Raw genomic sequence first — 22,702 nt, forward strand, 5'->3', positions numbered from 1 at the left:
CCCGCGTCTCGTCCGGAATAGGACGGTCGTGGGTTCGGTTACGCCGAAGTAACCGATGACCGGATTTGAGACCGAAAGAGGCACCCGTGAACCTATTCTCCCCGTTGATCCTTGGTGAGTTGGAACTGCCCAACCGTGTGGTGATGGCGCCGCTGACCAGGGTTCGTTCCGGTCAGGACGGGGTGCCTGGTCCCCTGGTTGCGGAGCATTACCGGCAGCGCGCCTCATTGGGTCTGATCGTCAGTGAGGGCACCTACCCCAGCCCGGCGGGTCAGGGTTTCTCCGGCCAGCCTGGGCTTGTCACCGAGGAGCAGTTGGCCGGATGGGAACGGGTCACTTCGGCTGTTCATGAGGCCGGCGGCCGGATCGTTGCTCAAGTGATGCATGCCGGGCGGGTCACACACTCCGATACCAATGGCGGTCACGCCGTGGTGGGCCCGAGCGGCATTGCCATTGACGGGGAAACGCGCACGAATACTGGCAAGAAGCCGTTCCCGGTTCCACATGAGCTGACGGCCGAGGAGCTGCCCGCGGTGGTGCAGGAATTTGTCCAGGCCTCGCGGAATGCGGTTAACGCCGGGTTCGACGGCGTGGAGCTGCACGCTGCAAACGGCTACCTGCTGCATGAATTTCTTTCACCGGCGTCGAATCAGCGCCAGGACGGCCATGGCGGATCCCCCGCCAATCGCGCCCGTTTCGTGGTCGAGGTGGTGCAGGCTGTGGCGTCCGAGATTGGTGCCGGCCGGGTGGGAATCCGCATTTCGCCTGAGCACAATATCCAGGACGCGCTGGAAATAAACGCCGACGACGTCCGGGCCACCTATGGCGTGCTGATGGACACGATCGCGCCCCTGCAGCTGGCCTACCTGAGCATCCTGCACCACAACCCTGCTGGAGAACTGGTGCAGGATCTGCGGGAACGTTTCGCTGGCCCACTGCTGATCAACAGTGGATTCGGGCTGGTCACGAGCCGCGAGGAAGCGGTGGCCCTGCTTACCGACGGCCACGCCGATGCCGTCGTCGTCGGCCGTCCTGCCATTGCCAACCCGGATCTGGTCCGCCGCTGGCAGGAGGATCTGCCGTTGAACACGCCGGATCCGCTGACCTTCTATGGAGCAGGCGCCAAGGGTTACACCGACTATCCGGCACTGGCGCTGTAGGAAAACCGCTGGCAGTCAGGCCAACAGCCAGGCGGCCACGATGAGTACGGGAACGGCCAGCACGGAGGTCACAAGTGCGGTGTCGCGGGCCACAGCGACACCGCGCTGGTAACGGCTGGCAAAGAGAAAAACGTTCTGCGCCGTCGGCAGGGCGGCCATCACGACCACCGCCAGGACATGCGGAGGTTCGAGGTGGAACAGGAACCGGCCCAGCAGGTAGGCGATGGCGGGCATGAAGACGGACTTCAATACCGTGGCGACGATGACGTCGATGCGCCCCTCGCGGACCTGCAGCGGCCGACTGCCGAACAGGGACATCCCGAAGGCCATCAGCACCAGCGGAACGGCCGCCCCTCCCAGCATTTCCAGCGGGGCCCAAACCTGCGTGGGCAGCTCGATCCCGCTCAGGGAGGCCAGCACACCCAATATGGATGCGATGATCATCGGGTTTCGGACCGGTTGGGTCAGGATGATCCGAAGCGACGGCTTCCGCCCTGACGCTATGTCAAGAATGGTGAGGTAGAGCGGGGCAAGAAGCAGCAGCTGAACCAACAACACCGGCGCCACGGGGGCGGCACTTCCCAGCGCATAAACAGCTATCGGAATGCCGATATTATTCGCGTTAACGTAGGAACTGGCCATGGCACCCAGGGCGGTCTCAGCAGCGGGACGTTTGAACCAGATCCGGCTGCACAGGACGAACGTGCCGGCGGAGATCCCAGCCAGCAGCAGGGCAATTGGTGCATAGGCCGAGAGCGCGCCGCTGAGGTCCGCCTTGGCCAGTACGGTGAACAGCAAGGCCGGATTAGTGATGAAGAAAGCGGTGCGGGTCAGCGCCGAAGCGGCATGGGGTCCTGCGATCTGGAACCGGCCGGCAATGTATCCGACCAGAATCACCGCTGAGACCACGGCGAATCCGCTCAGTACGCCTGTCACGTGGAGTCCTTCTGCCGGTCGTCGGAATGCACAGCGGATTATGGATGCACTTGAAGTTTATCGGCTCCCCACGCACGCGGCGCCCAGCATCCGGATCGTGGAAGCTTGCACTCCTGCCAGCCCCGGCCCCGCCGCCGCAGCCAGCAGTTTTGCCCGCTTCCAACCTCCATTTTTGGGCCTGAAGGCCGGTCACGATTGGGCTGCAGGAGCCCACCACGGGTTAGACTTAGCTGGATGGCCACCCGCGGGCCGCTCGCGACCGCGGCCAATTCGGCGCCGAATCCCGCCCTCCAGGCGGCCCGCCGCCTTCCTTCAGCAGGCCCGCCAGGCCGCGTGAAGCGCACAATAAGCAGAATCTATGACTATGGGCACCGTCCACACGGGCCATGGCTGACACTGATACGTAACCGATGATGAGAAGAGTTTATTTGTGCTGGATTTCCTTTCGGGCCGGTTGAAACAGGTCCTTTTTTCCGGCTGGCAACACTTCAGCCTCGTCGTGCAGTGTCTGATCCTGGCCACAGTGCTGGCAGTGGTTCTGGCTGCGTTGGTTTACCGGAGCAAGACGCTGACATCGGTGGCAAACTCTGTCTCCGCGATCGGGCTGACCATTCCGTCCTTCGCGCTGATCGGCCTGCTGATCACACCCTTTGGATTCGGCGTGGTCCCGGCAGTGATCGTGGTGGCGTTTTTTGCCACCCTGCCCATCCTGCGCAACGCCGTCGTCGGCCTCGCCGGCATCAACCCGGCCATCACCGAAGCCGCCAGGGGCATCGGCATGAGCAGGCTGCGCACGCTGCTCCAAATCGAACTGCCCATGGCCTGGCCGGTGATTCTGGTTGGCGTGCGCGTCTCGGCGCAGATGGTGATGGGCGTGGCCGCCGTGGCCGCTTATGCCTTGGGGCCCGGGCTCGGTGGCTTCATTTTCTCCGGCCTGTCCCGGCTGGGTGGCGCGAATTCGCTTGAGTCCGTCGTGACGGGCGTCGTTGGCGTCATTGTTCTTGCCCTGATTCTTGATCTTCTCCTGGTCGGCTTGGGCCGACTCACAACCCCGCGAGGTATCCGTGTCTGAAACCGCCAAAGCGTTCCCTGCTGATTCCACCCCCGGTCCGGCCTCCGGCTCCCCGGGGAACTCCTCCCGCGCCGCTGCCCGCAGAGGCGGGCCGGACTCCGCCCGGAAGGACGGCGTCACGGGCGCCAGCATCCTTCTGGACCATGTAACCAAACGCTACCCCGGCCAGGACAAGCCCGCGGTGGACGGCCTGACGATGGAAATTCCGGCCGGCAAGCTGGTAATGTTCGTTGGCCCGTCCGGCTGCGGCAAGACCACCACGCTGAAAATGATCAACCGGCTGATCGAGCCCAGCGAGGGCAAAATCATCCTCAACGGCAACGATGTCACGTCCATGGACGGCGACAAGCTCCGCCGCCAGATGGGCTACGTTATCCAGGCGGGCGGTCTCTTCCCGCACATGAGCGTCGCGGCGAACATCGCCATTGTGCCCAAGATGCTCGGCTGGGACAAGGCACGCATCGCGGCCCGCACGGACGAACTGCTGGAATTGGTTTCCCTCGATCCGGCCATGTACCGTGACCGTTTTCCCAAAGAACTCTCCGGCGGCCAGCAGCAGCGGGTCGGTGTGGCCAGGGCACTGGCGGCGGATCCGCCCGTGTTGCTGATGGACGAACCGTTCGGCGCGGTTGACCCGATCACCCGGCTGCGGCTGCAGGACGAACTGATCAACATCCAGGCCGAGCTGCAGAAGACCATCGTCTGCGTCACGCACGACTTCGACGAGGCCGTGAAGCTGGGCGACTGGATTGCCATCTTTGACGAGGGCGCCCAATTGGTGCAGTACGACACCCCGGAGCGCATCCTCGGTGACCCGGCGAACGATTTTGTGGAAAACTTCATCGGCTCCGGTGCCGGGCTCAAACAGCTCACCCTCACCCGCGTCAGCGAGGTTCGGCTGGCCGAGGCCGTCGTTGCCTCCCCGGGCGAGGCCGCCAGCGAGGTGCTCTCGCGGGTTACCGCCGCCGGTCATGGCCACGCCGTGGTTCTCGATGCACGCAAGCGCCCGATCCAGTGGCTTTCGCGCCGCCAGCTCGGCCGCTTGGAGACCATCGACTCCCGCACGGATCCGAAATTGCCGCTGGTGGGCAGCCGCGCCACGCTGAACGACGCGCTGGACACCATGCTCGTCTCCAGCGCCGGCGCGGCCTTGGTGACCGGGCGACGGGACGTGTTTGAGGGCGTCATCGACGTGGAGACGGTGATGGATGCCATCACTAAGGCGCACGCCGCCGCCGCGCTTGACTCGGACGAGGCCCCGGTGGGTCTGAACACCGGCTCGATTTCCTCCGCCGCGGTGCTTGCCGGGGAGGCGCGGACCGACGACGGCGGGACAGGCAGCACTCACTCGGCGGACGAGTACCGCGATTCCGACGAGGACCGCGATTCCGACCAAACGGGACGGAGCGGCGCATGAGCAGCTCCACCGAAATCCCAGGCGGTTCCCCGGGAACCATGGAAACCACGGAACCGGACTTGGCAGCGGGGCCCGCGCCGGCAGGCCGCGGCCGCGCCCGCTGGCATTCCTGGCGTGGGCTGATCTACCAGCTCGCGGGCATTGCCGTGGTTTTGCTGGTCCTCATTATCTGGCTGCTGACGGCGGACCTTTCGGCCACCGAACTGACGACGCTGGCACCCAAGGCCCTATGGGGCTATACGGTGGAGCACCTGCAGCTGACCTTGCTGGCCGCATTGATCGTGCTGGTGATCGCCATTCCGCTGGGGATTGCCCTGACCCGCAAACCGCTGCGTTTCCTCACCGGACCCGTGCTGGCAATTGCCAATATCGGCCAGGCCGCGCCGGCGATCGGGCTCGTGGTGCTGCTGGCCTTTTGGCTTGGTTTCGGCTTTTGGGCCGCGATCGTTTCCCTCGTGCTTTACGCCATCCTGCCGGTTCTGCGGAACACCATGGTGGGCCTGCAGCAGGTGGATGCCCGGTTGGTGGAGGCCGGCCGGGGTATGGGCATGAGCTCCAGCTCGGTGCTGCTGAAGGTGGAGCTTCCGCTGGCCGTGCCGGTGATGCTCAGCGGTATCCGGACCGCCATGGTGCTGCTGGTCGGTACGGCCGCCCTGGCCACCTTCATCAATGGCGGTGGTCTGGGCATCCTGATCACCACCGGAGTGAACCTGAAGCTGACAGGGGTACTAGTCACCGGCTCCGTGCTGGTGGCACTGCTCGCCCTGTTTATCGATTGGGTCGGCCGGGTTGTTGAACACCTCGCCCGACCGAAGGGATTGTGACATGTTTGTACGCCTAGCCCGGCGGACCGCCGCGGCGGCCGGCCTTGCCGCCGTCGTCCTCCTGCTCTCAAGCTGCGGACTGCAGCCAGCCACGTCCTACGTTCCGGCGGTTGGCCCCGGCAGCATCAAGCGCATCGAGGGACTGGGGAAGGCGGATATCACCGTCACCTCCAAGAACTTCACGGAACAGCTGGTACTGGGCAAGATTGCCGTGCTGGCCACCAAGGCTGCCGGCTTCCATGTCACGGACCTCACGAATGTGCCCGGCAGCCAACCTGCCCGCGACCTGCTGTTGTCGGGAGAGGCCGACATCGGCTGGGAATACACCGGAACCGCGTGGCTGACCTATTTGGGCAAGAAGGCCGGCATCGCGGATAAGGCGAAACAATGGCAGGCCGTCCATGACGCGGATCTGAAAAACGGCATCACCTGGGGCAAGCCGGCGCCAATGAACAACACCTACGCCATGGCCGTTCGCAGTGAGGCCGTGGACAAGCTGGGTGGGATCAGCAAGCTCTCCGACATAGCCAAGCTCCCCGTCAAGGACCGCACCTTCTGCATCGAGTCCGAGTTCAATTCCCGTCCGGACGGCTTTAACCCGATGCTGGAGAAGTACGGACTGAAACGCGGTGCGGCCAAGGGAGTTCCGGAAGACAACATCGGCATCTATGACACCGGAGCCGTGTACAGCGCCACCGATAATGGGGCCTGCAACTTTGGCGAAGTCTTCGCCACCGATGGGCGGATCAAGGCCTTGGACCTGACTATCCTGAAGGACGACAAGAATTTCTTCCCGGCCTACAACGTGGGACCCGAGTTTTACACGGAAACGCTGCAGAAGTACCCGCAGCTGACGGATATTTTCGCCCAGATTACCCCGAAGCTGACCGATGATGTGCTGCAGTCGCTGAACTACAAGGTGGACGTCGCGGGCGAGGAACCGGCGGATGTCGCCTTCAACTGGATGCTGGATGAGGGGCTGATCAGCAAGCCGCAGTAACTGACGGAGCTGACGGAGGCGGATCGCTCACCAGGCAACGGGAAGGTCCCACAGCCCGTAGACGAAGGTTGTCTTCCGGAAGTCCAGATCCGTTGCGGGCTTTTCCAGCCGCAGGTGCGGGAACCGGCGGAAAAGGGCGGGAAAGGCGATCCGCAGTTCCAGCCGGGCTAGCTGCTGACCCAGACAGTGGTGCGGCCCAAAACCAAAGGCCGTGTGGGCGGTGGGCCGGCGGCTGATGTCAAAGCTGTCGGGGTTGCCCAGCTGGGCCGGATCGCGGTTCGCCGCCAGCAGTGAAAACGTCACATAATCCCCTGCGGAAATGTGGTGGCCGGCAATGTCGATATCCTCGGTGGCCGTACGTTCCAGGCTGGCCGTAACGACCGAGAGGTACCGCAGCAGCTCTTCCACTGCCGGACCCACCGCCTCCGGGTCCGCCAGCATGGCCTTCAACTGTTCGGGGTGTTCCATCAGCACCACCGCGCCGAGTGCAATCATGTTGGCCGTGGTTTCGTGGCGGGCGATCAGCAGCAGGAAGCCGATCGTGGTGATTTCGGCGTCGCTGAGTTCGGCACCGTGGTCCCGCACTAATTCGCCAAGAATGTCACCGCCGGGGGAATCCCGGGCCGCCTGCACCAGTGTGTAGACATAATTCTGCATGGCAGCGGCGGCCGCGCCCCGGATCTCCTGCGGCTGTGCCAAGTCAATCAGAACCTCACTGTTTTTTTGGAACGAGGTCCGGTCCCTTTCCGGTACGCCCAGAAGATCGGAGATGACAATGGAGGGTATTGGCAGCGCAAACGCTGACACCAGATTCGCCGGACTTTCCGCGCTTTCCATCTCGTCGAGGTAGTGTTCCACCAACGCGGCGATGCGCGCTTCCCAAGAGGCAATTTTCCGGACCGTAAAGTGTTTGGCCACCATGCGGCGCACTGCGAGGTGCTCCGGACCGTCCATTCGCAGCAACATCCCGGGTTGCGCGGCCACGTGTGCACCGTTGGCTAGCCGCGGGCGGGTCGGAAAGACCGGCGCGCACCTGCTCATAACGCGACACCAAATGTCCGTTCGCCGTTCCGGCACCGCCCTCCAACCGCTGCTCGAAGCGGCCAATCCCGCCCGCATCCCCGCCCGCATCGCGCATTCTGGCCACCTTGGGGTGCACGTCGAACGGGCATTTGCCGTCCCGGCGCAGAGGCAGCGGAATGGATTCAGTCATGGACTACTCCCCGTTCGTTAACCATGTTCGGCGGTGCCGTCCACCGGCGTGCAGTGGCTTCAGCGCCGTTCAGCGCCGTGCGCCGCCGACCAGCGCCGTGCGCCGCCGTGCGCCGCCCAGCGCCGACGCGCAGGTTGCACCCGAGCGGACGACGGTTTGCCGCGAGCATACTCTCCGCTGCTGGACGCGGGCTGGAGCTGACGTCGCAGGTCGGCGCTGCACTTGATACCGTCGGAGGATGAGAAGCGGGTCAGCGGACGAAAGGCACAGCGAATGACATTCATCGAAGAGGGTGCTGCACTCCTCCCCGAATTGGTGGCCCTGCGCCGCGAACTGCATCTGGCGCCCGAGGTGGGGCTGGAGCTGCCCAACACCCAGGCCCGCATCATCGCCGCTTTGGCCGGGCTGGATCTGGAGATCACATTGGGGAAGAAACTTTCCTCAGTGGTTGCCGTGCTGCGCGGCGGCCAGGACGGGCCAACGGTGCTGCTGCGCGGGGACATGGATGCGTTGCCGGTGACCGAGTTGAGCGGGGTTGACTTCGCCTCGACCAATGGCAGCATGCATGCCTGCGGGCATGACCTGCACGTCAGTGGTCTGGTTGGTGCTGCGAAGTTGCTCGCCGCGCACCGGGACGAGCTGGCTGGAAATGTGATTTTCATGTTCCAGCCGGGAGAAGAGGGCGACGGCGGTGCCGGGCTCATGATCGAAGAGGGCGTACTGCAGGCGGCGGGCGATCGGCCTATCGCCGCCTACGGCATCCATGTGGCGCCGGGCGCCAGCGGCGTGTTCACCAGCCGCGGCGGACCGCTGATGGCCGGCGCAAATGAACTGCGCATCACCGTCCATGGCTCTGGAGGCCACGGCTCGCAGCCGCACACCGCCATGGATCCGGTGCCCGCGCTGGCGGAGATGGTCACCGCCCTGCAGAATATGGCCACCCGCCGGTTCTCCGTCTTCGATCCGATCGTGGTCACCGTCACCCAGTTGGCGGCGGGGAGCGCAATCAACGTTATCCCCGATACCGCTCGACTGGGGGCGACCGTCCGGACACTGTCGCAGGAATCCGTGGACAAACTGATCACAGCGACCAAGGAACTGGCCGACGGTATTGCCGCGGCCCATGGCTGCACGGCGGAGGTGCGCTTCGACGTGAATTATCCGGTCACAGTCAATGATGTGGAGCGGACGCGTGAAGCCATGGACGGGCTCCGGTCGCTTTTCGGCGATACCCGGGTGGTGGAGGCGGACAATCCGCTGATGGGTTCCGAGGACTTCTCGCTGGTGCTGAACGAAATCCCGGGCACTTTTTTGTTCCTCCTGTGCTCCCCGGCGGACGTGGATCCGGCGACGGCGGCATGGAACCACTCCCCACGGGTCCTGTTCGACGACGCGGTGCTGGGCGATCAGGCGGCGGCGCTTGCGCAGTTGGCCTTCAACCGCTTGGCCGTAAAGCCGTAGCCTACTTCGGCACGTCCTCGCGCGCGGGCCCTACGCGAGCAATCCTTTGATGTCCTCTGCCGTCAGCGTGGAACTGAACATGGCGTCGTCGTCCATGACCGCGTCGAAAAGCTTGGCCTTCTGCTCTTTGAGTGCCATCACTTTTTCCTCAATGGTGTCCTTGGCAATCATTCGGTAAACCATCACGTTCCGCTGCTGCCCAATGCGGTGCGTGCGGTCCACGGCCTGCGCCTCGGCGGCCGGATTCCACCAGGGGTCGAGCAGGAAGACGTAGTCCGCCTCGGTCAGGTTCAGGCCGAATCCGCCTGCCTTCAGGCTAATCAGGAACACCGGAACTGAGCCGGCCTTGAAGCGGTTGATCACCTCCGCCCGCTGCGTGGTGGATCCGTCCAGGTAGCAGTAGTCGATGCCCCGCGCATCCAGCTGGGCCGCCGCCTTTTTCAGGAACGAGGTGAATTGGCTGAAAATCAAGGCCCGGTGTCCCTCTGCCAATACATCCTCGAGCTGTTCGTGGAGGGCCTCAAGTTTGGCGGAGGGGACTGACGCGTACTGGTCATCCACCAGCGAGGCGTCCAAACTCAGCAGTCGCAGCAGGGTCAGCGAGCGGAAGACGATGAAGCGGTTCCGATCCAGGTCCTCGATCAGACCGAAAAGTTTCTGCCGTTCCCGCTGCAGGAAGGTCTGGTAAATCTTCTGCTGCGCCGCACCCAGTTCCACCTCCAGTACCTGCTCCTGCTTGGCGGGCAGTTCCGCGGCAACCGCTTCTTTGCTGCGGCGCATCATCAGCGGCCGGATCCGCCGCCGCAGCTGGGCCAGCCGGGCGGAGTCATCCCCCGATTCAATGGGGCGCTGGTAATCTTCGGTGAATTTCCGGGCGGACGGAAAGAGCCCGGGGGAGACGATGGAGAACAGCGCCCACAGCTCCATCAGGTTGTTCTCCATCGGGGTGCCGCTGATGGCGAGCTTGAAGGGGACGTCCAGGTCACGGGCGCACTGGTGCACACGGGCGGCACGGTTTTTCACGAACTGTGCTTCGTCCAGGATCAGGGCACTCCAGCCAAGGCCACGGTAGGCCTCGAAGTCCAGCCGGAACAGGGCATAGGACGTTACGACGACGTCGGCCCCCGCCACTGTCGCTGCCAGCGGCACCCGGCTCTTGCCCTGCGTGTCGGCCACGGCGACGATGGCCAGGTCGGGGGTGAAGCGGCGGGATTCAGTGACCCAGTTGGAGACGACCGAAGTGGGGGCGACGACGAGAAACGGCAGGTGCCCTCCGCCGCCGCGGTCGCCACCTTCTCCGCCGTCGTCGTTACTGTGCCGGCCGCCGTCGCCACCGGCCTGCCGCTCCTTGGCGTACGCGAGCAGCGCCAGCGTCTGCAGCGTTTTGCCCAGCCCCATGTCGTCCGCGAGAATTCCTCCCAGCCGATGCCGCCAAAGAAACGCCAACCAGTTGAAGCCCTCCTGCTGGTATGGCCGCAGCGCGGCGTGGACCCCGGATGGCAACGGGACCGGTTCCACTCCGGCCATATCCAGCAGGCCTCCCACTGCGGCGCGCCAGGATACCGCTGGCTCGGTTTCCTCCGCCAGATCCTCGAAATCCGCCCACAGACTCGCCTGATAGCGGCTGATCCGCAGCCCGGTGTCCCATTCCTGCATCGCCCGGGCCTCATCAATGAGTTGATGCAGCCGCTCAAAGACCGGCTGGTTCAGCGAAAGATACGTTTTGTCCACCAGCAGCAGCTTGGTTTTTCCCTGCGCAAGAGCACGAAAAATGGGGGCGAACGGAATCGTCCTGCCATTGATTTTGACCATCACCCCCAGGTCAAACCAATCCCGACGGTGCGATTCCACGGTGCTGATTGTCAGCTGTGGAACACCTGTCAGCTCGCGGTAATCCGGACGCTGCCCCAGCACATCCACCCGCAGCCCCTCCAGCCTTTCCAGGGTGGGCAGCATGTGGCCGGAGAACTCGGCCGCATCGATGCCCTCGAGGAGGGTTTCCTGAGCGCGCAGCTGTGCAAGTGTGGACCCGTGCCGGGCCGATTCGTCAGACCGGGCGGCGGCCGATTCCGCCTCCCGTGCTTTGTTTTCGGGGTTTTCCGGCGCCGGGTTTACCGTTGCCTGATTTTCCGGTTCCGGGTACTCCGCGGCGAGAGCAGCGCCAGCCAGCTCCAGCAGCCGTGCTTCGGCCACGGCATTGCGGCAGCCCGGCTCGCCGGGACGCGGGAGCAGCGTTTTCCTGCTGCTGGTTGCACCGTACCGGTAGTCCCAGTCCCAGCTCAGCCGCAGTTTATCTGCCGGTTCGAAGGCCGCGGTCAGGACCAGGACCGGTGGCGGGGGTGCCGGGAAGTGGACCGAATCGTCGGAGCTGGTGACGGTGACCCTCTGGCGCACCTGCGGATATAAGCCGGTCATGAAATCATCGATGTCCACTGCCGGAATGCTCACGGCGGAATGCCGTTCCAGCAGCGTGCGCTGTTCCGCCGTGACCGGTCGGGCCAGCGGCGCAAGTATTATCCGGGTGGGTGCTGCGGAGTAACCGTAGATTCCGTGGTTGCCTATGATGCCGGCGCCCTCGGGCGGATGCGGTCGGCCATCGAAGCTCAGCGCCGGAGCCAGCAGCAGGTCCGCGCCGGCGCTCCCGATGGTGGTCACATCCAGGCTAATTTCCGCCTGCCGCCCGACGACGACTGTCACGTCCTTTGTGGTGCCCAGCAGGGCAATATCCAGCCGGGCGGCCTCGTCGAACAGCGGCCACAGGAGCGGACTGCTGAAGTCGTCCAGATAGAGCCAGTCGTTGTCCTGGGCGAAATAGACCTGCCCGGTGGCCCGGTGCAGTGGAGCGAATTGGCAGAACCAGCGGTGATGTTCCGGAACCAGATGCATCCGGTTTGCCTGATAGCTGACCGTATTCCAGCTCAGCGTGCCCTTCGCCCATTTGCCGCGGTTGTTGCGCAGCACCGGGCGCACGCCCAGCCGAAAACCCCCGTTCCGGGGGTGGGCCTGCAAATTGAACTGCAACCCCATCGCCGTGTCCGCCTGACCCTGGCCGGGCCCATGGCCGCTGGTCCCAGCCGGCCCGGCGCCCGTGTCAGGGTCGCCGTCGGACCTCCGGGCATCGGACCCTCCGGGGACCAGGAAGTTGAGACTCTTTTTCCAGGCCGGGGGCGGGGAGGTGTTGGGCACTCCTTGATGCTCTCATGCTGCGTCGGGGCGTGCCTGACGCGGTGGTCACCAGGCGAGCTTCTCCTGCGTGAGCCCGAACGGAACGTGCTCGCTCACCGCCACGGTAAAAAATTCCGCGCCATGACGGGTGACCAAGATTCCGCGCCGTCCGTCCGGCATGGCATGCTCGCGGGCAATCTGGACCGCTGAATCAAGCCCGCTGTCCATCGAGGCCTTGTCGGTGGCGGTGACCTCCAAGACCAGGTCCGTCGTGTTCTCGCTCATGGTGCCGTTCTTTCGGGTGGTCGTACGGGTTTAGCCCCAGTTACCGTACGGATGCGTTTGATCTGGTTAACGACGGCATTGTCGAGAGGGCGTTGTATCGCCTGCGGCAAAAACGCGGACGTGCCGGAACGATCGTTTCCCGCACTCGGTTAAAAGTGTGCACCCGGTCAGTGGCGCGCGCAACCAGGCGCGGCGTGGCGGCCGCCGATTTATTGCAATTCCGGTTTATTGACGGCTGCCGCCGTGTGTTCGAGCACGTCGCGGAAGGCCAGGATGGCGGGGCGGTGCGCGCTTGCCCGCCGGACCGATGTGAAGACGGTTCGGCGCGGACTGCCGTCGGTTTCGAGCAGTTGGCAGGCGGTTTCACGACCGGTCCAGACCAGGTCCGGCATCAGGGCTACGGCATTGCCGGATTCGATCAGCCGAATCTGCGCCTGCAGGTCCGCCGTTTCGAAGCGCACGTCTGGTTCGAAGCCAGCGCCGCGGCATGCCTGTTCCGCCCAATGCCGGGAGGCGGCTCCGCGCGGCTCCATCACCCACGGGGCATTTGCGGCGGAAGCCACCGACCTGACGTCGAAGCGGTTCAGCGCCGGCGGCGGCACGGCCAGCCGGATGGCGTCAGTGGTCAATCTCTTCCGGTCCAGTTCCGGATAATGCGGTGCCGCGTGGCCGGGGTACTGTTCGGCCACCACCAGGTCAAAGTCCCGCGCCCAGGTCTCATACAGGGCGGTCTCGGGTTCCCGCTGGACCATTTCAATCCGCACGTCCGGATAAAGGTTGGACATGGTGGTGAGGGCGTCAGGCATCAAGGCCAGCGCGGCGGACTGAAAGACCGCCAGCCGTACGGTGCCCGTGACGGTGGTCAGCGACGCGGCCAAGTCCGACTCCGCCCGTTCCAAGGTTTCCAGCAGCTCACCGGTGTGTGCCACCAGTATTTCTGCCTGCGGTGTGAGCTGGACGCGGCGGCCGGTTTTGCGCAGCAGTTCAACCCCTGCTTCCTTCTCCAGCAGGGCCAATTGCTGGGAGATGGAGGACGGGCTGAACCGCAGCGCGTCAGCCACTTCGGCCAGCGTTCCACGGAGCTTGAGCTCCCGCAGCAGGCGCAGGCGGCGTACGTCCAGCATGGTTGCCTCAATCATCGGTAAAAGTAATGGATATCCATCAGAAAAGACCACTTTTCCTGCACGAATTCTAGTCCCATACTGATGGAAGCAGACCTATGCATGAAGCAGAAAGATCGGTTCCATACCTCATGACCAACACATTTGTGGAGACCAACGTGAATTCCGGCGATACCCCGCAAGAGTCCCCGAATGAGCTGGCCCTCGAAGCCATCACGCTCGTGCGCCACTGGCTGACCGAAGGAGCCAAGGTCCCGGTCGACGCGTCCGCCAAACAGCTGGCCGGCGTTTTGAAGGATCCCAACGGTCTGGACTTCACTGTTGGATTCGTTGACGGCGTCATTCGGCCTGAGGACCTCAATGTCGCGGCCCGCAACCTGGCCCGGCTCGCCCCCAAGGTCCCGGTCTTCCTGCCCTGGTACATGCGAAGTGCCGTCCGGCTGGGCGGTGCCATGGCGCCGGTGCTGCCGCAGTTGGTGATCCCGATTGCCCGCCGGGTCCTGCGTGAGATGGTGGGTCACCTGATTGTGGACGCCACAGACGCCAAGCTGGGACCGGCGATCAGCAAGATCCGCAAGGATAATGTGCACCTGAACGTGAACCTGCTCGGTGAGGCCGTGCTGGGACAGCACGAGGCCTCCCGCCGGCTCGAGGGCACGCACAAGCTGCTGGCGCGCCCGGACGTGGACTACGTCTCGATCAAGGTCTCCTCCACGGTGGCCCCGCACTCTGCCTGGGCCTTCGATGAAGCCGTGCAGCACGTGGTGGAAAGCCTGACACCGCTGTATCAGCGTGCCGCCGCCTCGGCCAAGCCCAAGTTCATCAATCTGGATATGGAAGAGTACAAGGACCTGGAGATGACTATGGCGGTCTTCACCAAGATCCTGGACAAGCCCGAATTCAAGAACCTGGAGGGCGGCATCGTCCTGCAGGCCTACCTGCCGGATGCACTCTCGGCCATGATCCGGCTGCAGGATTGGGCCACGGCCCGCCGCGCCGCCGGTGGTGCCCGCATCAAGGTTCGCCTGGTCAAGGGTGCCAACCTGCCGATGGAGCAGGCCGAGGCCTCCGTGCATGACTGGCCGCTGGCCACCTGGGGATCCAAGCAGGACTCGGACACCAACTACAAGCGCGTGCTGAACTACGCACTGACACCGGAGCACGTGGACGCAGTCAAGATCGGCGTGGCCGGACACAACCTCTTCGATGTGGCCCATGCCTGGCTGCTGGCCAAGGCGCGCGGGGTGGAAAGCGGCATTGAATTCGAGATGCTGCTCGGCATGGCCACCGGTCAGGCCGAGGCAGTGCGCCGCGACGTGGGCTCGCTGCTGCTTTACACGCCTGTGGTGCACCCCGCCGAGTTCGACGTGGCTATTGCCTACCTGATCCGACGGCTGGAGGAGGGCGCCAGCCAGGACAACTTCATGTCCGCAGTCTTTGAGCTCAGCGAAAATGAAGCCCTTTTCGAGCGCGAAAAGCTGCGCTTCCTGGCCTCGCTGGAAAACCTCGATGACCGGGTTCCGGAGCCTAACCGCAGGCAGGACCGGACCCAGCCGGAACAGCCGGCGCCCGCGCTTGGTTTCGCCAACACCCCGGACACCGATCCATCGCTGCCGGTTAATCAGACGTGGGGCCGGACGATTCTGGCGCGCGTCGCAGGTTCTGATTTGGGTAAGGCCAGCGTCGTGGCAGCCACCGTGAACACCGAAGCTGAGCTGAACGCAGTGGTCAGTGCCGCCGTCGAGCAGGGCAGGGCGTGGGGAGAAAAGACCGGCGCCGAGCGCGCCGAAATCCTGCACCGGGCCGGGAATGTCCTGGCCGCCAGGCGGGGTGCGCTGATCGAGGTCATGGCCAGTGAAACAGGCAAGACCATCGACCAGGGCGATCCCGAGGTCAGCGAGGCTGTCGATTTCGCGCACTTCTACGCGGAGCAGGCCCGCCTGCTCGACAAGGTCGACGGCGCCACCTTCGTTCCCTCGCGGCTAACCGTAGTGACCCCGCCGTGGAACTTCCCGCTGGCCATCCCCACCGGCTCAACGCTCGCAGCGCTCGCCGCCGGGTCCGCCGTCGTGCTCAAACCTGCTAAGCAGGCCGCCCGCACCGGTGCCTTGCTGGCGGAGGCTCTCTGGGACGCCGGCGTGCCGCGCGAGGCGCTCGCGATGGTGCAGCTGAGCGAGCGCGCGCTGGGCCGCCAGCTCGTGGCCCATCCCAGCGTTGACCGCGTCATCCTCACCGGCGGCTACGAAACCGCCGAGCTGTTCCGTTCGTTCCGCCCGGACCTGCCGCTGCTCGCGGAGACCTCCGGAAAGAACGCAATCATCGTCACGCCCAGCGCAGACTTTGATCTTGCGGCCAAGGACGTTGCCTATTCGGCCTTTGGCCACGCGGGGCAGAAGTGTTCCGCTGCCTCGCTGGTGATCATGGTTGGCTCCGTCGCCAAGTCTCCACGTTTCCGCAACCAACTGATCGACGCCGTCAGCTCGCTGAAGGTGGGCTATCCCGACGATGCGAGCACGCAGATGGGGCCGATCATTGAGCCCGCCAACGGCAAGCTGCTCAACGCACTGACCACCCTCGGCGCGGGCGAATCCTGGCTGATCAAGCCGGAAAAGCTGGACGAAACTGGTCGGTTGTGGAGCCCGGGTGTGCGCAGTGGAGTGAAGCGCGGATCCTATTTCCATCTCACTGAGTTCTTTGGTCCGGTGCTCGGCGTGATGACCGCCGAGACGCTGGCGGACGCCGTCGCCATGGCGAACGAAATCGACTACGGCCTCACCGCCGGCCTGCACTCGCTCAATCCTGAGGAGCTGGGCTACTGGATGGACAACATCGAGGCCGGGAACCTTTACATTAACCGCGGCATCACCGGCGCTATTGTCCAGCGCCAGCCCTTCGGTGGCTGGAAGAAGTCCTCCGTCGGGGCCGGCACCAAAGCGGGAGGACCCAACTATCTCCTTGGCCTGGGGGATTGGGTACCGGCCGAGCTCAGCGGAGCAGACGCGCCTGAGTCCGAGCATGGCATCTACGACGCCCCGCTGCATGGCTTGTCCACCCAGCACACCTCGGCTGCCCAGCGGCTGCTGACCGCGGCGAAGTCCGCCGGCGGTGTGCTGCCCGAAGCGGATGTGCAGTCGCTGCACCGCGCAGTGCGCAGCGACGCCCACATCTGGGCCGGGGAATTCGGTGTGGCAAAGGACGTCTCGGCCCTGACGGCTGAACGCAACGTGTTCCGTTACCTCCCTGTCCCGGTCACCGTCCGCCTCTCGGACGGCGAGCCTCTGGTGGCCCTGCTGCGCGTACTGGCCGCGGGTCTGCTGGCCGGTTCCCGACTAAGGGTCTCGTCCGCGTTGGAGCTGCCCGCCGCCGTGCGGGCGGTGCTGGCGGAGCTGTCGCTGGAAGTCACCGTGGCGAACGACGACGACTGGCTGGCTGCGGCGGTTGGGCTCGGCGCCGGGCGCATCCGTCTGATTGGCGGCGACGCCAAAGCGCTGGCGGAAGCCACGGGCGGACGGCCCGACGTGGCCATCTACGCCCAGCCGGTAACGCCGGCCGGCCGGATCGAGATCCTTCCGTTCGTGCGGGAGCAGGCCGTCAGTATCACGGCGCATCGCTTCGGCACGCCGAACCACCTCTCTGATGCACTGATCTAGGTGTAGCGACCGCAGACAACGACTTGGGGTCCGGCTTCCGGCCGGGCCCCAAGCTGCACCCGCGCTTAGCAGCGGCCGGCTTCCGCCGACTGGATCGGGTTTGGGGCGTCTGGCGGGCCGGCGGGCCGTACCTGGCCCTGACCGGGTTTGGGGCGTCTGGCGGGCCGGCCGTCCCCGGCTGACTCCGCCTGTAGGGTTTCCGGGGTCCGTCGGACGGGTTGGCTTTGCCGACGGTTCATTTGTGGCGGATGGTCATCTTCTCCTCCACAGGCGGTTTCGGCGCTCAGTTTTCGCACTTACGAGTGGTTGCGGCTGTTGTTGTGCCTGGAATCGGAGAAGGATTGGGGTATGCCCTTCGAAGGATTCCCAGGAGTTACTGACACCGCCGAGTTGACGGACGCGGTGGCCGTCCTTGAGTCCTTTACGGCGTCGTTCACCTCCGCGGCTCCGCTGATGGGCAAAACGCAGCTGCTGGAGGCCACGGACCTGATTGAACGCGGCTCGAGGCTGGTCCAGCATCTGCAGGTAATCGCCGCCCACGCCGTGGATACCCAGAACCTGTTCAGCACCGCCGATACCGACAGTGCCTTCACGTGGGACACCCCGACGGAGCGGAAATCCCTGCACCGCAACGTCCAGAGCTTCCTGGTTGACCGGTTGCGGATCTCGTTTTTCGAAGCCAACCGGCGCGTTCATCTTGGCCGCGATGTCCTGCCCACACAGTCACTGAGCGGGCAGCCAATCGAAGCGCGTTTCCCAACCCTGGCCCAAGCCGCTGCGGGAGGCGAAGCGTCCACGGAGGCACTGTACCTGGTGGCTACGGCCCTGAACCACGTCCGTCCGAAAGCGACTGCGGCTGAACTTGACCGGATGGAACAGGCCCTGGTCTCCCAAATCCCGGTCGTGGAACCAGGTGTGCTCAAGCCTTTGGCCGCGGCGCTGGAACTGAGCATCGACCAAAACGGGACAGAACCGTCCCCGGCCGAGCTTACCGCCCGTCAGGGCATCCACTATCACGGTAAATACCGTGGACTGCATCACCTGGACATCCACGCGGACCAGTCTCAGTACGAGGCTTTGACGACCGTGATGAACACCGGCACCAACCCACGCAGCCAAACCCTGGAAGAACGAGCCCTGGACCCCCGGACAAGGCCGCAAAAACTTTTGGACGCCCTCACCGGTGCCTGTCAGGTCGCACTTCGCACCAACGAACTCCCCCGCACCGGAGGGCACCGGCCCCAAGTCATGGTCACCATCGGCTACGAAGAGCTCTTCGGCGTTCTCACCACCGGGCAGGCCACCGGGGCCTTCGCCTTCACCGGCCCCGTCACCGCCGAACGAGTGCGCAGACTCGCCTGCGACGCGGATCTCATCCCCCTGGTCCTGGGAAGCGCCGGACAAATCCTGGACCAAGGCCGTAAACAACGCCTGCACACCCAATCCCAACGACTGGCCATCATCGCCCGGGACAAGGGCTGCATCCGCCCCGGCTGCAGCATGCCACCGGCCTGGTGCGAGGTCCACCACGTCACCTACTGGGAAAACGGCGGCAACACAACCGTCGACGAGGGCGTCCTGACCTGCAGCTACGACCACCACGTCATCCACCACGGCGGCGCCACGGTCACCCTGATCGAGGGCATCCCTTATTGGACGGCTCCGCCCGATGTAGATCCAACCCAAACACCCCATCGCAATACCTACTTCAACCCACTCCCACCGCCCCCACCAGTGATACCGCCGCCCACGTTACCCCTGCCGGCAACCCTGCTGCCGTGAGCCGTCAACCCTGCTGCCGTGAGCCCGGCGTCCGTGGTTCGGGGAGCCGGCGTCGTAAGCCACGTCGTTGTCAGGGGTCGTTACGGAAGCCGCCTGCTGCCGCCGTGCCAATCCTCGGCTTTACCAATCTGTCCCGTTGCGACGCCGAGGGCGCGCAGCTGTGGCTGCTCCCGCAGGCTCCGCTTCATCTCGGCGAAGCCGGCAAATCCGGCCAGTCCAATAACGTGGTCCCAGAGCTGCAGCGCGTCCTCATCGCTGGGGAGGCGGCTGATGACGGGCCCAAAAAATGCCAACCCGTGCGGCGGCTCGAAGTGGATGATTGGGGTGCCAACATCCTTGCCCGTGAGCGCCAGTGCCTCATCCGTCTCCGCCTGGATGACAGCGTCGAAGGAGTTCTCATCCAGAGCCTCGGCCAGCTGCGTCGGCAGCCCTGCCTCGGCGAGGATCGGTTCGACGAAGCTGCGGGTACCGCGGCGTTCCCGGTTCGGGGCGTCATCCAGCGCGACGGGCTCTGAGTCGAAAATGTGGGCCCCGAAGGCTGCATAAAGGTCGGCGACGGCTTGTGCGCCGTGCACCTGCCGGGTCTTGGCGGCTACCCGCAGCAGCCGCAGACCGGCGGTGTGACCGGCCTCGTATTCCGGCGGAAATCGTGCGTCATAGTCCACCTCCGCATTGATCAGCCGAAGGGAAATAAAGCGCCAGTCCACGGTGTAGTCGCGCTGTTTGACCACTTGCCGGACCCATTTGCTGGTCATCCAAGCGAACGGGCACACGGGATCGAAGTAAAAGTTGATGTCTGCGTTCGTCACCGTTCCACGCTATGGTCCGGCAGCAGCGGGGTAAGAACTGTCCGTCTTCGCAGCAGCCAGCAGCCATCAGCCATCAGTTACCTGTCCCCGGCCAGCAGCCATCAGCCATCAGTTACCTGTCCCCGGCCAGCTGCCATCAGCCACCTGCCGCGGTGCTCATAGCGCAGTCAGCAGACCGCCCTCATCAGTTTTCGGTGCAGTTCCAGGGGTTGTCTGCAAAATCAGGTCGCTGAGGAGATTCCCGGCGTAGGGGCCCATGGTAAGACCGACAGCACCGAAGCCGGCATTGACGTACAGGCCCGGAATGCCGGTAACTGGCCCGATGAAGGGCAGTTCATTTCCGGACACCGGGCGCAGTCCGACGCGTGTCTCGATGAACGTCGCGTCCGCCAGCCCGGGTGCAATTTCGAGTGCGTTGGTGAGGATCTGGAGCTGGCCGGCGGCTGTCACCCGCGGGTCAAAACCACTGCCCGTCTCCCTGGTGGCGCCGATGACGATACGGGAATCTTCAAATGCCACCAGATAGTGGCCGGTGAGTGGATGCACGGTAGGCCACCGCGCGGTGTCCGCACCAGGCAGCCGCAGGTGGGTGATCTGCCCGCGCTGTGGCTCGATGGGCAGCCTACGTCCAAGCGGGCGCAGCACGGCGTTCGTCCAGGCGCCGGCGGCAACGACGACGGCGTCTGCCGGAATCGCGTGGTCACCGACCCACACCGAAACGCCGGGGTGGGAGGAGCCGGAATGGGAGGAGGAGTGCTCCAGTCGTGCTACGCCAGCCACGAGGCTTCCGCCATGCCGGCACATGGCACGAATGAGAGCGTTGCGCAAAGTGCGGCCGTCCACCCGCGCACCGCCGCTGATATAGAGGCCTTCGAGGTCTTTGGCCAGCGGAGGGAACAGCTCCCTGGCCCGTGCATTACCCATACGCGCAACCTCGCCGGCCAGCGCCGATCCGCGCGCCCGTGCCGCCACCCGGTCATTAACTTGGTCCAAACGGCCGGCGTCCCTGCTGACGATGAGCGCACCAGATCGCCGGTAGCCGATATCCGGCACACCCGATGCGTTGAGATCCGCGATCAGCGTCGGATAATACTCCGCCCCGGCGGTGTAAAAGTGCTGGAACGTTCCCGTGGCCTCGGTGCTCCAAGGCTGGACGATGCCGGCGCCCGCGGCCGTGGCCTGGCCCTCATAATCTGAGTCCACCAACGTGACCCGGGCGCCCTTTCGAGCCAGGGCATAGGCCGTGCTGGCGCCCGCTGCTCCGCTTCCGACAACGAGAACGTGGTGCGTGTTCACGGCACCAAACTACACCGCACCGATTTCCGGCGCAGTAACTTGTTCCGGAAGGCAATCTGCCGGAGAATCGGAGCATTGTCCCAGTCAGAGAAAGAAACGCCGCGATGAGCCAGCTGCGCCTTACCCCCGAAGACAGTTTCCCTGAAGATCTCAGCGTCCTTTCTGACCCGGTGCTGCAGGTTCTCGACAGTCAGGTGCAGCGCCAGCTCGACCGCGAATATATCGTTGAGGGCGAGCCAGACCCGGAAACCGAATTCCGGCATTGGGATATCGATGAGGAATTTGAACACCGCGAGGGAACCGAGTCCGAAGCGGTTTCCTAGCCGCGAATTTTAGCTGCCCGGTATGGCCCGGGGCAGAATGGCAGAAGCAGCTGCAATTGCGGGCCGGGCTTCGGCGCGCGATGCTGCGAACGTGGGAAGGTAAACCGGACATGATCTTCATCGTCGTCAAATTCAACGTCAAGCCGGACTGGAGCGAGCGCTGGCTGGAATTGACCCGTGACTTCACGGAAGCGACCCGGAAAGAACCGGGGAATTTGTGGTTCGACTGGTCCCGCAGTGTGGAGAATCCAAATGAATTCGTCCTTGTGGAAGCCTTCCAGGACGACGCTGCTGGCGACCATGTGGACAGCGGACATTTCACCAAAGCCATGGATGATATGCCGCAGGCACTGGCTGAAACCCCGCAGATTATCAGCGAAAAGATCGGCGCCGAAGGGTGGGGCCGGATGGGGGAACTGACCATCCGCTGATCCTACCCACCACCCTTTCGCGCTGCTGCGGCGACGCGTAGGGTGAAAGGAAGGTCTCGGGCCCGGTTCTTTAGTCGGCTCGGCACCACTCAAGGAGGAGACGAAATGGAAGCAGCAGAAAACAGGACGAACAGCGGTAGGCAACCCTTCGAGGACACCGTACCTGGCGGTTCCACGCCGGCGCCGGAGCCTCCTCCGGGCAGTGACCCCACAGAGAACCCGGATGCCAAGCCACTGGGGGATCCGACGCAGGATCCGGATCTTGATCCATTGGGTGATCCCCAGGGAAACCCGGACGCAGGCCACGTTGGAGATCCAGGCAAGGATCCCGTCGAGGACCCGCCCGGCTGGCCGGAGCAGCCGGTAACGCCGATCCCACCCATCCGCTGACCCCGGATTCCGCGGGTGACATGCCGTCTGGTCCGGAATCCGATTCATCGGCACACGCGGAGGGTGCGGATCTCATCCGCGCGACGGTCGTGATCAGGGGCACCGTCCAGGGCGTCGGATTCCGCTGGTGGACGGCAAGGCAGGCCGACGAACTGGCTCTAACGGGCTCCGTGGCCAACGAATCGGACGGATCAGTGCGGCTGATCGCGCAAGGTCCGCGGGCCAGTGTTGAGGAGCTCGTGCTCCGTCTGAGGTCGAGGGAGGCACCCGGGCGGGTGGAACGGATCGTCCAAGACGTTTCATCCGCTGACCCGGACTGCATTGAGTTCCGCATTCAAGACTGACCTGCGGTCCCGGCGCATGCGGG

At 64.5% G+C, this 22,702-nt stretch carries 19 protein-coding genes; 12 read left to right on the plus strand and 7 right to left on the minus strand.

All coding sequences use genetic code 11. The features are described 5' to 3' along the window. Positions 1-86: 86 nt before the first annotated feature. Complete coding sequence (locus IV498_RS10770; RefSeq protein WP_269046560.1) at positions 87-1,160, plus strand: alkene reductase; 1,074 nt, start codon at positions 87-89, stop codon at positions 1,158-1,160. 15 nt (positions 1,161-1,175) lie between these two features. Here the strand turns inward: IV498_RS10770 and IV498_RS10775 are convergent, their stop codons facing one another. After that, positions 1,176-2,096 carry an AEC family transporter gene (locus tag IV498_RS10775; protein ID WP_269046561.1) on the minus strand — a complete coding sequence of 307 codons (921 nt, stop codon included), beginning with the start codon at positions 2,094-2,096 and terminating at the stop codon, positions 1,176-1,178. A gap of 430 nt (positions 2,097-2,526) precedes the next feature. Between IV498_RS10775 and IV498_RS10780 the strand changes: the two genes are divergently transcribed. The 4 genes from IV498_RS10780 (at position 2,527) to IV498_RS10795 (ending at position 6,409) form a co-directional block, all read left to right on the plus strand. Continuing rightward, positions 2,527-3,168, plus strand: a complete 642-nt coding sequence (locus IV498_RS10780; protein WP_269046562.1) for an ABC transporter permease — start codon at positions 2,527-2,529, stop codon at positions 3,166-3,168. Between the two features lie 130 nt (positions 3,169-3,298). Beyond that, positions 3,299-4,585: an ATP-binding cassette domain-containing protein gene (locus tag IV498_RS10785; protein ID WP_269046589.1), complete on the plus strand. Its 1,287-nt coding sequence runs from the start codon at positions 3,299-3,301 to the stop codon at positions 4,583-4,585. Beyond that, complete coding sequence (locus IV498_RS10790) at positions 4,582-5,409, plus strand: ABC transporter permease (RefSeq protein WP_269046563.1); 828 nt, start codon at positions 4,582-4,584, stop codon at positions 5,407-5,409. Before IV498_RS10785 ends, IV498_RS10790 begins: the two co-directional genes overlap by 4 nt. A 1-nt stretch (position 5,410) precedes the next feature. Further along, positions 5,411-6,409 (plus strand): glycine betaine ABC transporter substrate-binding protein, encoded by a 999-nt coding sequence (locus IV498_RS10795; RefSeq protein WP_269046564.1) that lies wholly within the window; start codon positions 5,411-5,413, stop codon positions 6,407-6,409. 27 nt (positions 6,410-6,436) lie between these two features. Here the strand turns inward: IV498_RS10795 and IV498_RS10800 are convergent, their stop codons facing one another. Next, positions 6,437-7,393, minus strand: coding sequence for a cytochrome P450 (locus IV498_RS10800; protein ID WP_269046565.1), 957 nt, complete (start codon positions 7,391-7,393; stop codon positions 6,437-6,439). A gap of 502 nt (positions 7,394-7,895) precedes the next feature. Between IV498_RS10800 and IV498_RS10805 the strand changes: the two genes are divergently transcribed. Continuing rightward, positions 7,896-9,083, plus strand: a complete 1,188-nt coding sequence (locus IV498_RS10805) for a M20 metallopeptidase family protein (RefSeq protein ID WP_269046566.1) — start codon at positions 7,896-7,898, stop codon at positions 9,081-9,083. 30 nt (positions 9,084-9,113) lie between these two features. On the opposite strand, the gene IV498_RS10810 is transcribed toward IV498_RS10805, so the two are convergent. The 3 genes from IV498_RS10810 to IV498_RS10820 all read right to left on the minus strand — a co-directional run bounded on the left by IV498_RS10810 (position 9,114) and on the right by IV498_RS10820 (position 13,657). Then, the gene (locus IV498_RS10810) at positions 9,114-12,269 is read right to left on the minus strand and encodes a DEAD/DEAH box helicase (protein ID WP_269046567.1); all 3,156 of its coding nucleotides are present in this window, start codon (positions 12,267-12,269) and stop codon (positions 9,114-9,116) included. A 45-nt stretch (positions 12,270-12,314) separates the two neighbouring features. Further along, complete coding sequence (locus IV498_RS10815) at positions 12,315-12,533, minus strand: hypothetical protein (RefSeq protein WP_269046568.1); 219 nt, start codon at positions 12,531-12,533, stop codon at positions 12,315-12,317. Positions 12,534-12,742: 209 nt separating this feature from the next. Beyond that, entirely contained in the window at positions 12,743-13,657 is a 915-nt protein-coding gene (locus tag IV498_RS10820) for a LysR family transcriptional regulator (protein ID WP_269046590.1), read from the minus strand. 128 nt (positions 13,658-13,785) lie between these two features. Here IV498_RS10820 and IV498_RS10825 point away from each other — a divergent pair, with 128 nt between their 5' ends. Beyond that, entirely contained in the window at positions 13,786-17,304 is a 3,519-nt protein-coding gene (locus IV498_RS10825; protein WP_269046569.1) for a bifunctional proline dehydrogenase/L-glutamate gamma-semialdehyde dehydrogenase, read from the plus strand. A 348-nt stretch (positions 17,305-17,652) separates the two neighbouring features. Next, positions 17,653-19,086 carry an HNH endonuclease signature motif containing protein gene (locus IV498_RS10830; RefSeq protein ID WP_269046570.1) on the plus strand — a complete coding sequence of 478 codons (1,434 nt, stop codon included), beginning with the start codon at positions 17,653-17,655 and terminating at the stop codon, positions 19,084-19,086. A gap of 80 nt (positions 19,087-19,166) precedes the next feature. On the opposite strand, the gene IV498_RS10835 is transcribed toward IV498_RS10830, so the two are convergent. Continuing rightward, complete coding sequence (locus tag IV498_RS10835) at positions 19,167-19,895, minus strand: mycothiol-dependent nitroreductase Rv2466c family protein (RefSeq protein WP_269046571.1); 729 nt, start codon at positions 19,893-19,895, stop codon at positions 19,167-19,169. Positions 19,896-20,051: 156 nt separating this feature from the next. After that, on the minus strand, positions 20,052-21,191 hold the full coding sequence (locus IV498_RS10840) for an NAD(P)/FAD-dependent oxidoreductase (protein WP_269046572.1): 1,140 nt from the start codon (positions 21,189-21,191) through the stop codon (positions 20,052-20,054). 104 nt (positions 21,192-21,295) lie between these two features. Between IV498_RS10840 and IV498_RS10845 the strand changes: the two genes are divergently transcribed. The 4 genes from IV498_RS10845 to IV498_RS10860 all read left to right on the plus strand — a co-directional run bounded on the left by IV498_RS10845 (position 21,296) and on the right by IV498_RS10860 (position 22,679). Then, positions 21,296-21,514: a hypothetical protein gene (locus IV498_RS10845; protein WP_269046573.1), complete on the plus strand. Its 219-nt coding sequence runs from the start codon at positions 21,296-21,298 to the stop codon at positions 21,512-21,514. 110 nt (positions 21,515-21,624) lie between these two features. Beyond that, entirely contained in the window at positions 21,625-21,945 is a 321-nt protein-coding gene (locus IV498_RS10850; RefSeq protein ID WP_269046574.1) for a putative quinol monooxygenase, read from the plus strand. Between the two features lie 105 nt (positions 21,946-22,050). Continuing rightward, the gene (locus IV498_RS10855; RefSeq protein ID WP_269046575.1) at positions 22,051-22,335 is read left to right on the plus strand and encodes a hypothetical protein; all 285 of its coding nucleotides are present in this window, start codon (positions 22,051-22,053) and stop codon (positions 22,333-22,335) included. A gap of 20 nt (positions 22,336-22,355) precedes the next feature. Beyond that, positions 22,356-22,679, plus strand: coding sequence for an acylphosphatase (locus IV498_RS10860; RefSeq protein WP_269046576.1), 324 nt, complete (start codon positions 22,356-22,358; stop codon positions 22,677-22,679). The last annotated feature ends 23 nt before the right edge of the window (positions 22,680-22,702 follow it).

This window comes from Paenarthrobacter sp. Z7-10 (genome assembly GCF_026932795.1).
Lineage (GTDB): Bacteria > Actinomycetota > Actinomycetes > Actinomycetales > Micrococcaceae > Arthrobacter_M.

Coding starts and splice junctions, on each gene's coding strand:
- IV498_RS10790 (WP_269046563.1), top strand. CDS start 4,582: ATGAGCAGCTCCACCGAAATCCCAGGCGGTTCCCCGGGAACCATGGAA.
- IV498_RS10795 (WP_269046564.1), top strand. CDS start 5,411: ATGTTTGTACGCCTAGCCCGGCGGACCGCCGCGGCGGCCGGCCTTGCC.
- IV498_RS10805 (WP_269046566.1), top strand. CDS start 7,896: ATGACATTCATCGAAGAGGGTGCTGCACTCCTCCCCGAATTGGTGGCC.
- IV498_RS10815 (WP_269046568.1), bottom strand. CDS start 12,533: ATGAGCGAGAACACGACGGACCTGGTCTTGGAGGTCACCGCCACCGAC.
- IV498_RS10820 (WP_269046590.1), bottom strand. CDS start 13,657: ATGCTGGACGTACGCCGCCTGCGCCTGCTGCGGGAGCTCAAGCTCCGT.
- IV498_RS10825 (WP_269046569.1), top strand. CDS start 13,786: ATGACCAACACATTTGTGGAGACCAACGTGAATTCCGGCGATACCCCG.
- IV498_RS10830 (WP_269046570.1), top strand. CDS start 17,653: ATGCCCTTCGAAGGATTCCCAGGAGTTACTGACACCGCCGAGTTGACG.
- IV498_RS10845 (WP_269046573.1), top strand. CDS start 21,296: ATGAGCCAGCTGCGCCTTACCCCCGAAGACAGTTTCCCTGAAGATCTC.
- IV498_RS10850 (WP_269046574.1), top strand. CDS start 21,625: ATGATCTTCATCGTCGTCAAATTCAACGTCAAGCCGGACTGGAGCGAG.
- IV498_RS10855 (WP_269046575.1), top strand. CDS start 22,051: ATGGAAGCAGCAGAAAACAGGACGAACAGCGGTAGGCAACCCTTCGAG.
- IV498_RS10860 (WP_269046576.1), top strand. CDS start 22,356: ATGCCGTCTGGTCCGGAATCCGATTCATCGGCACACGCGGAGGGTGCG.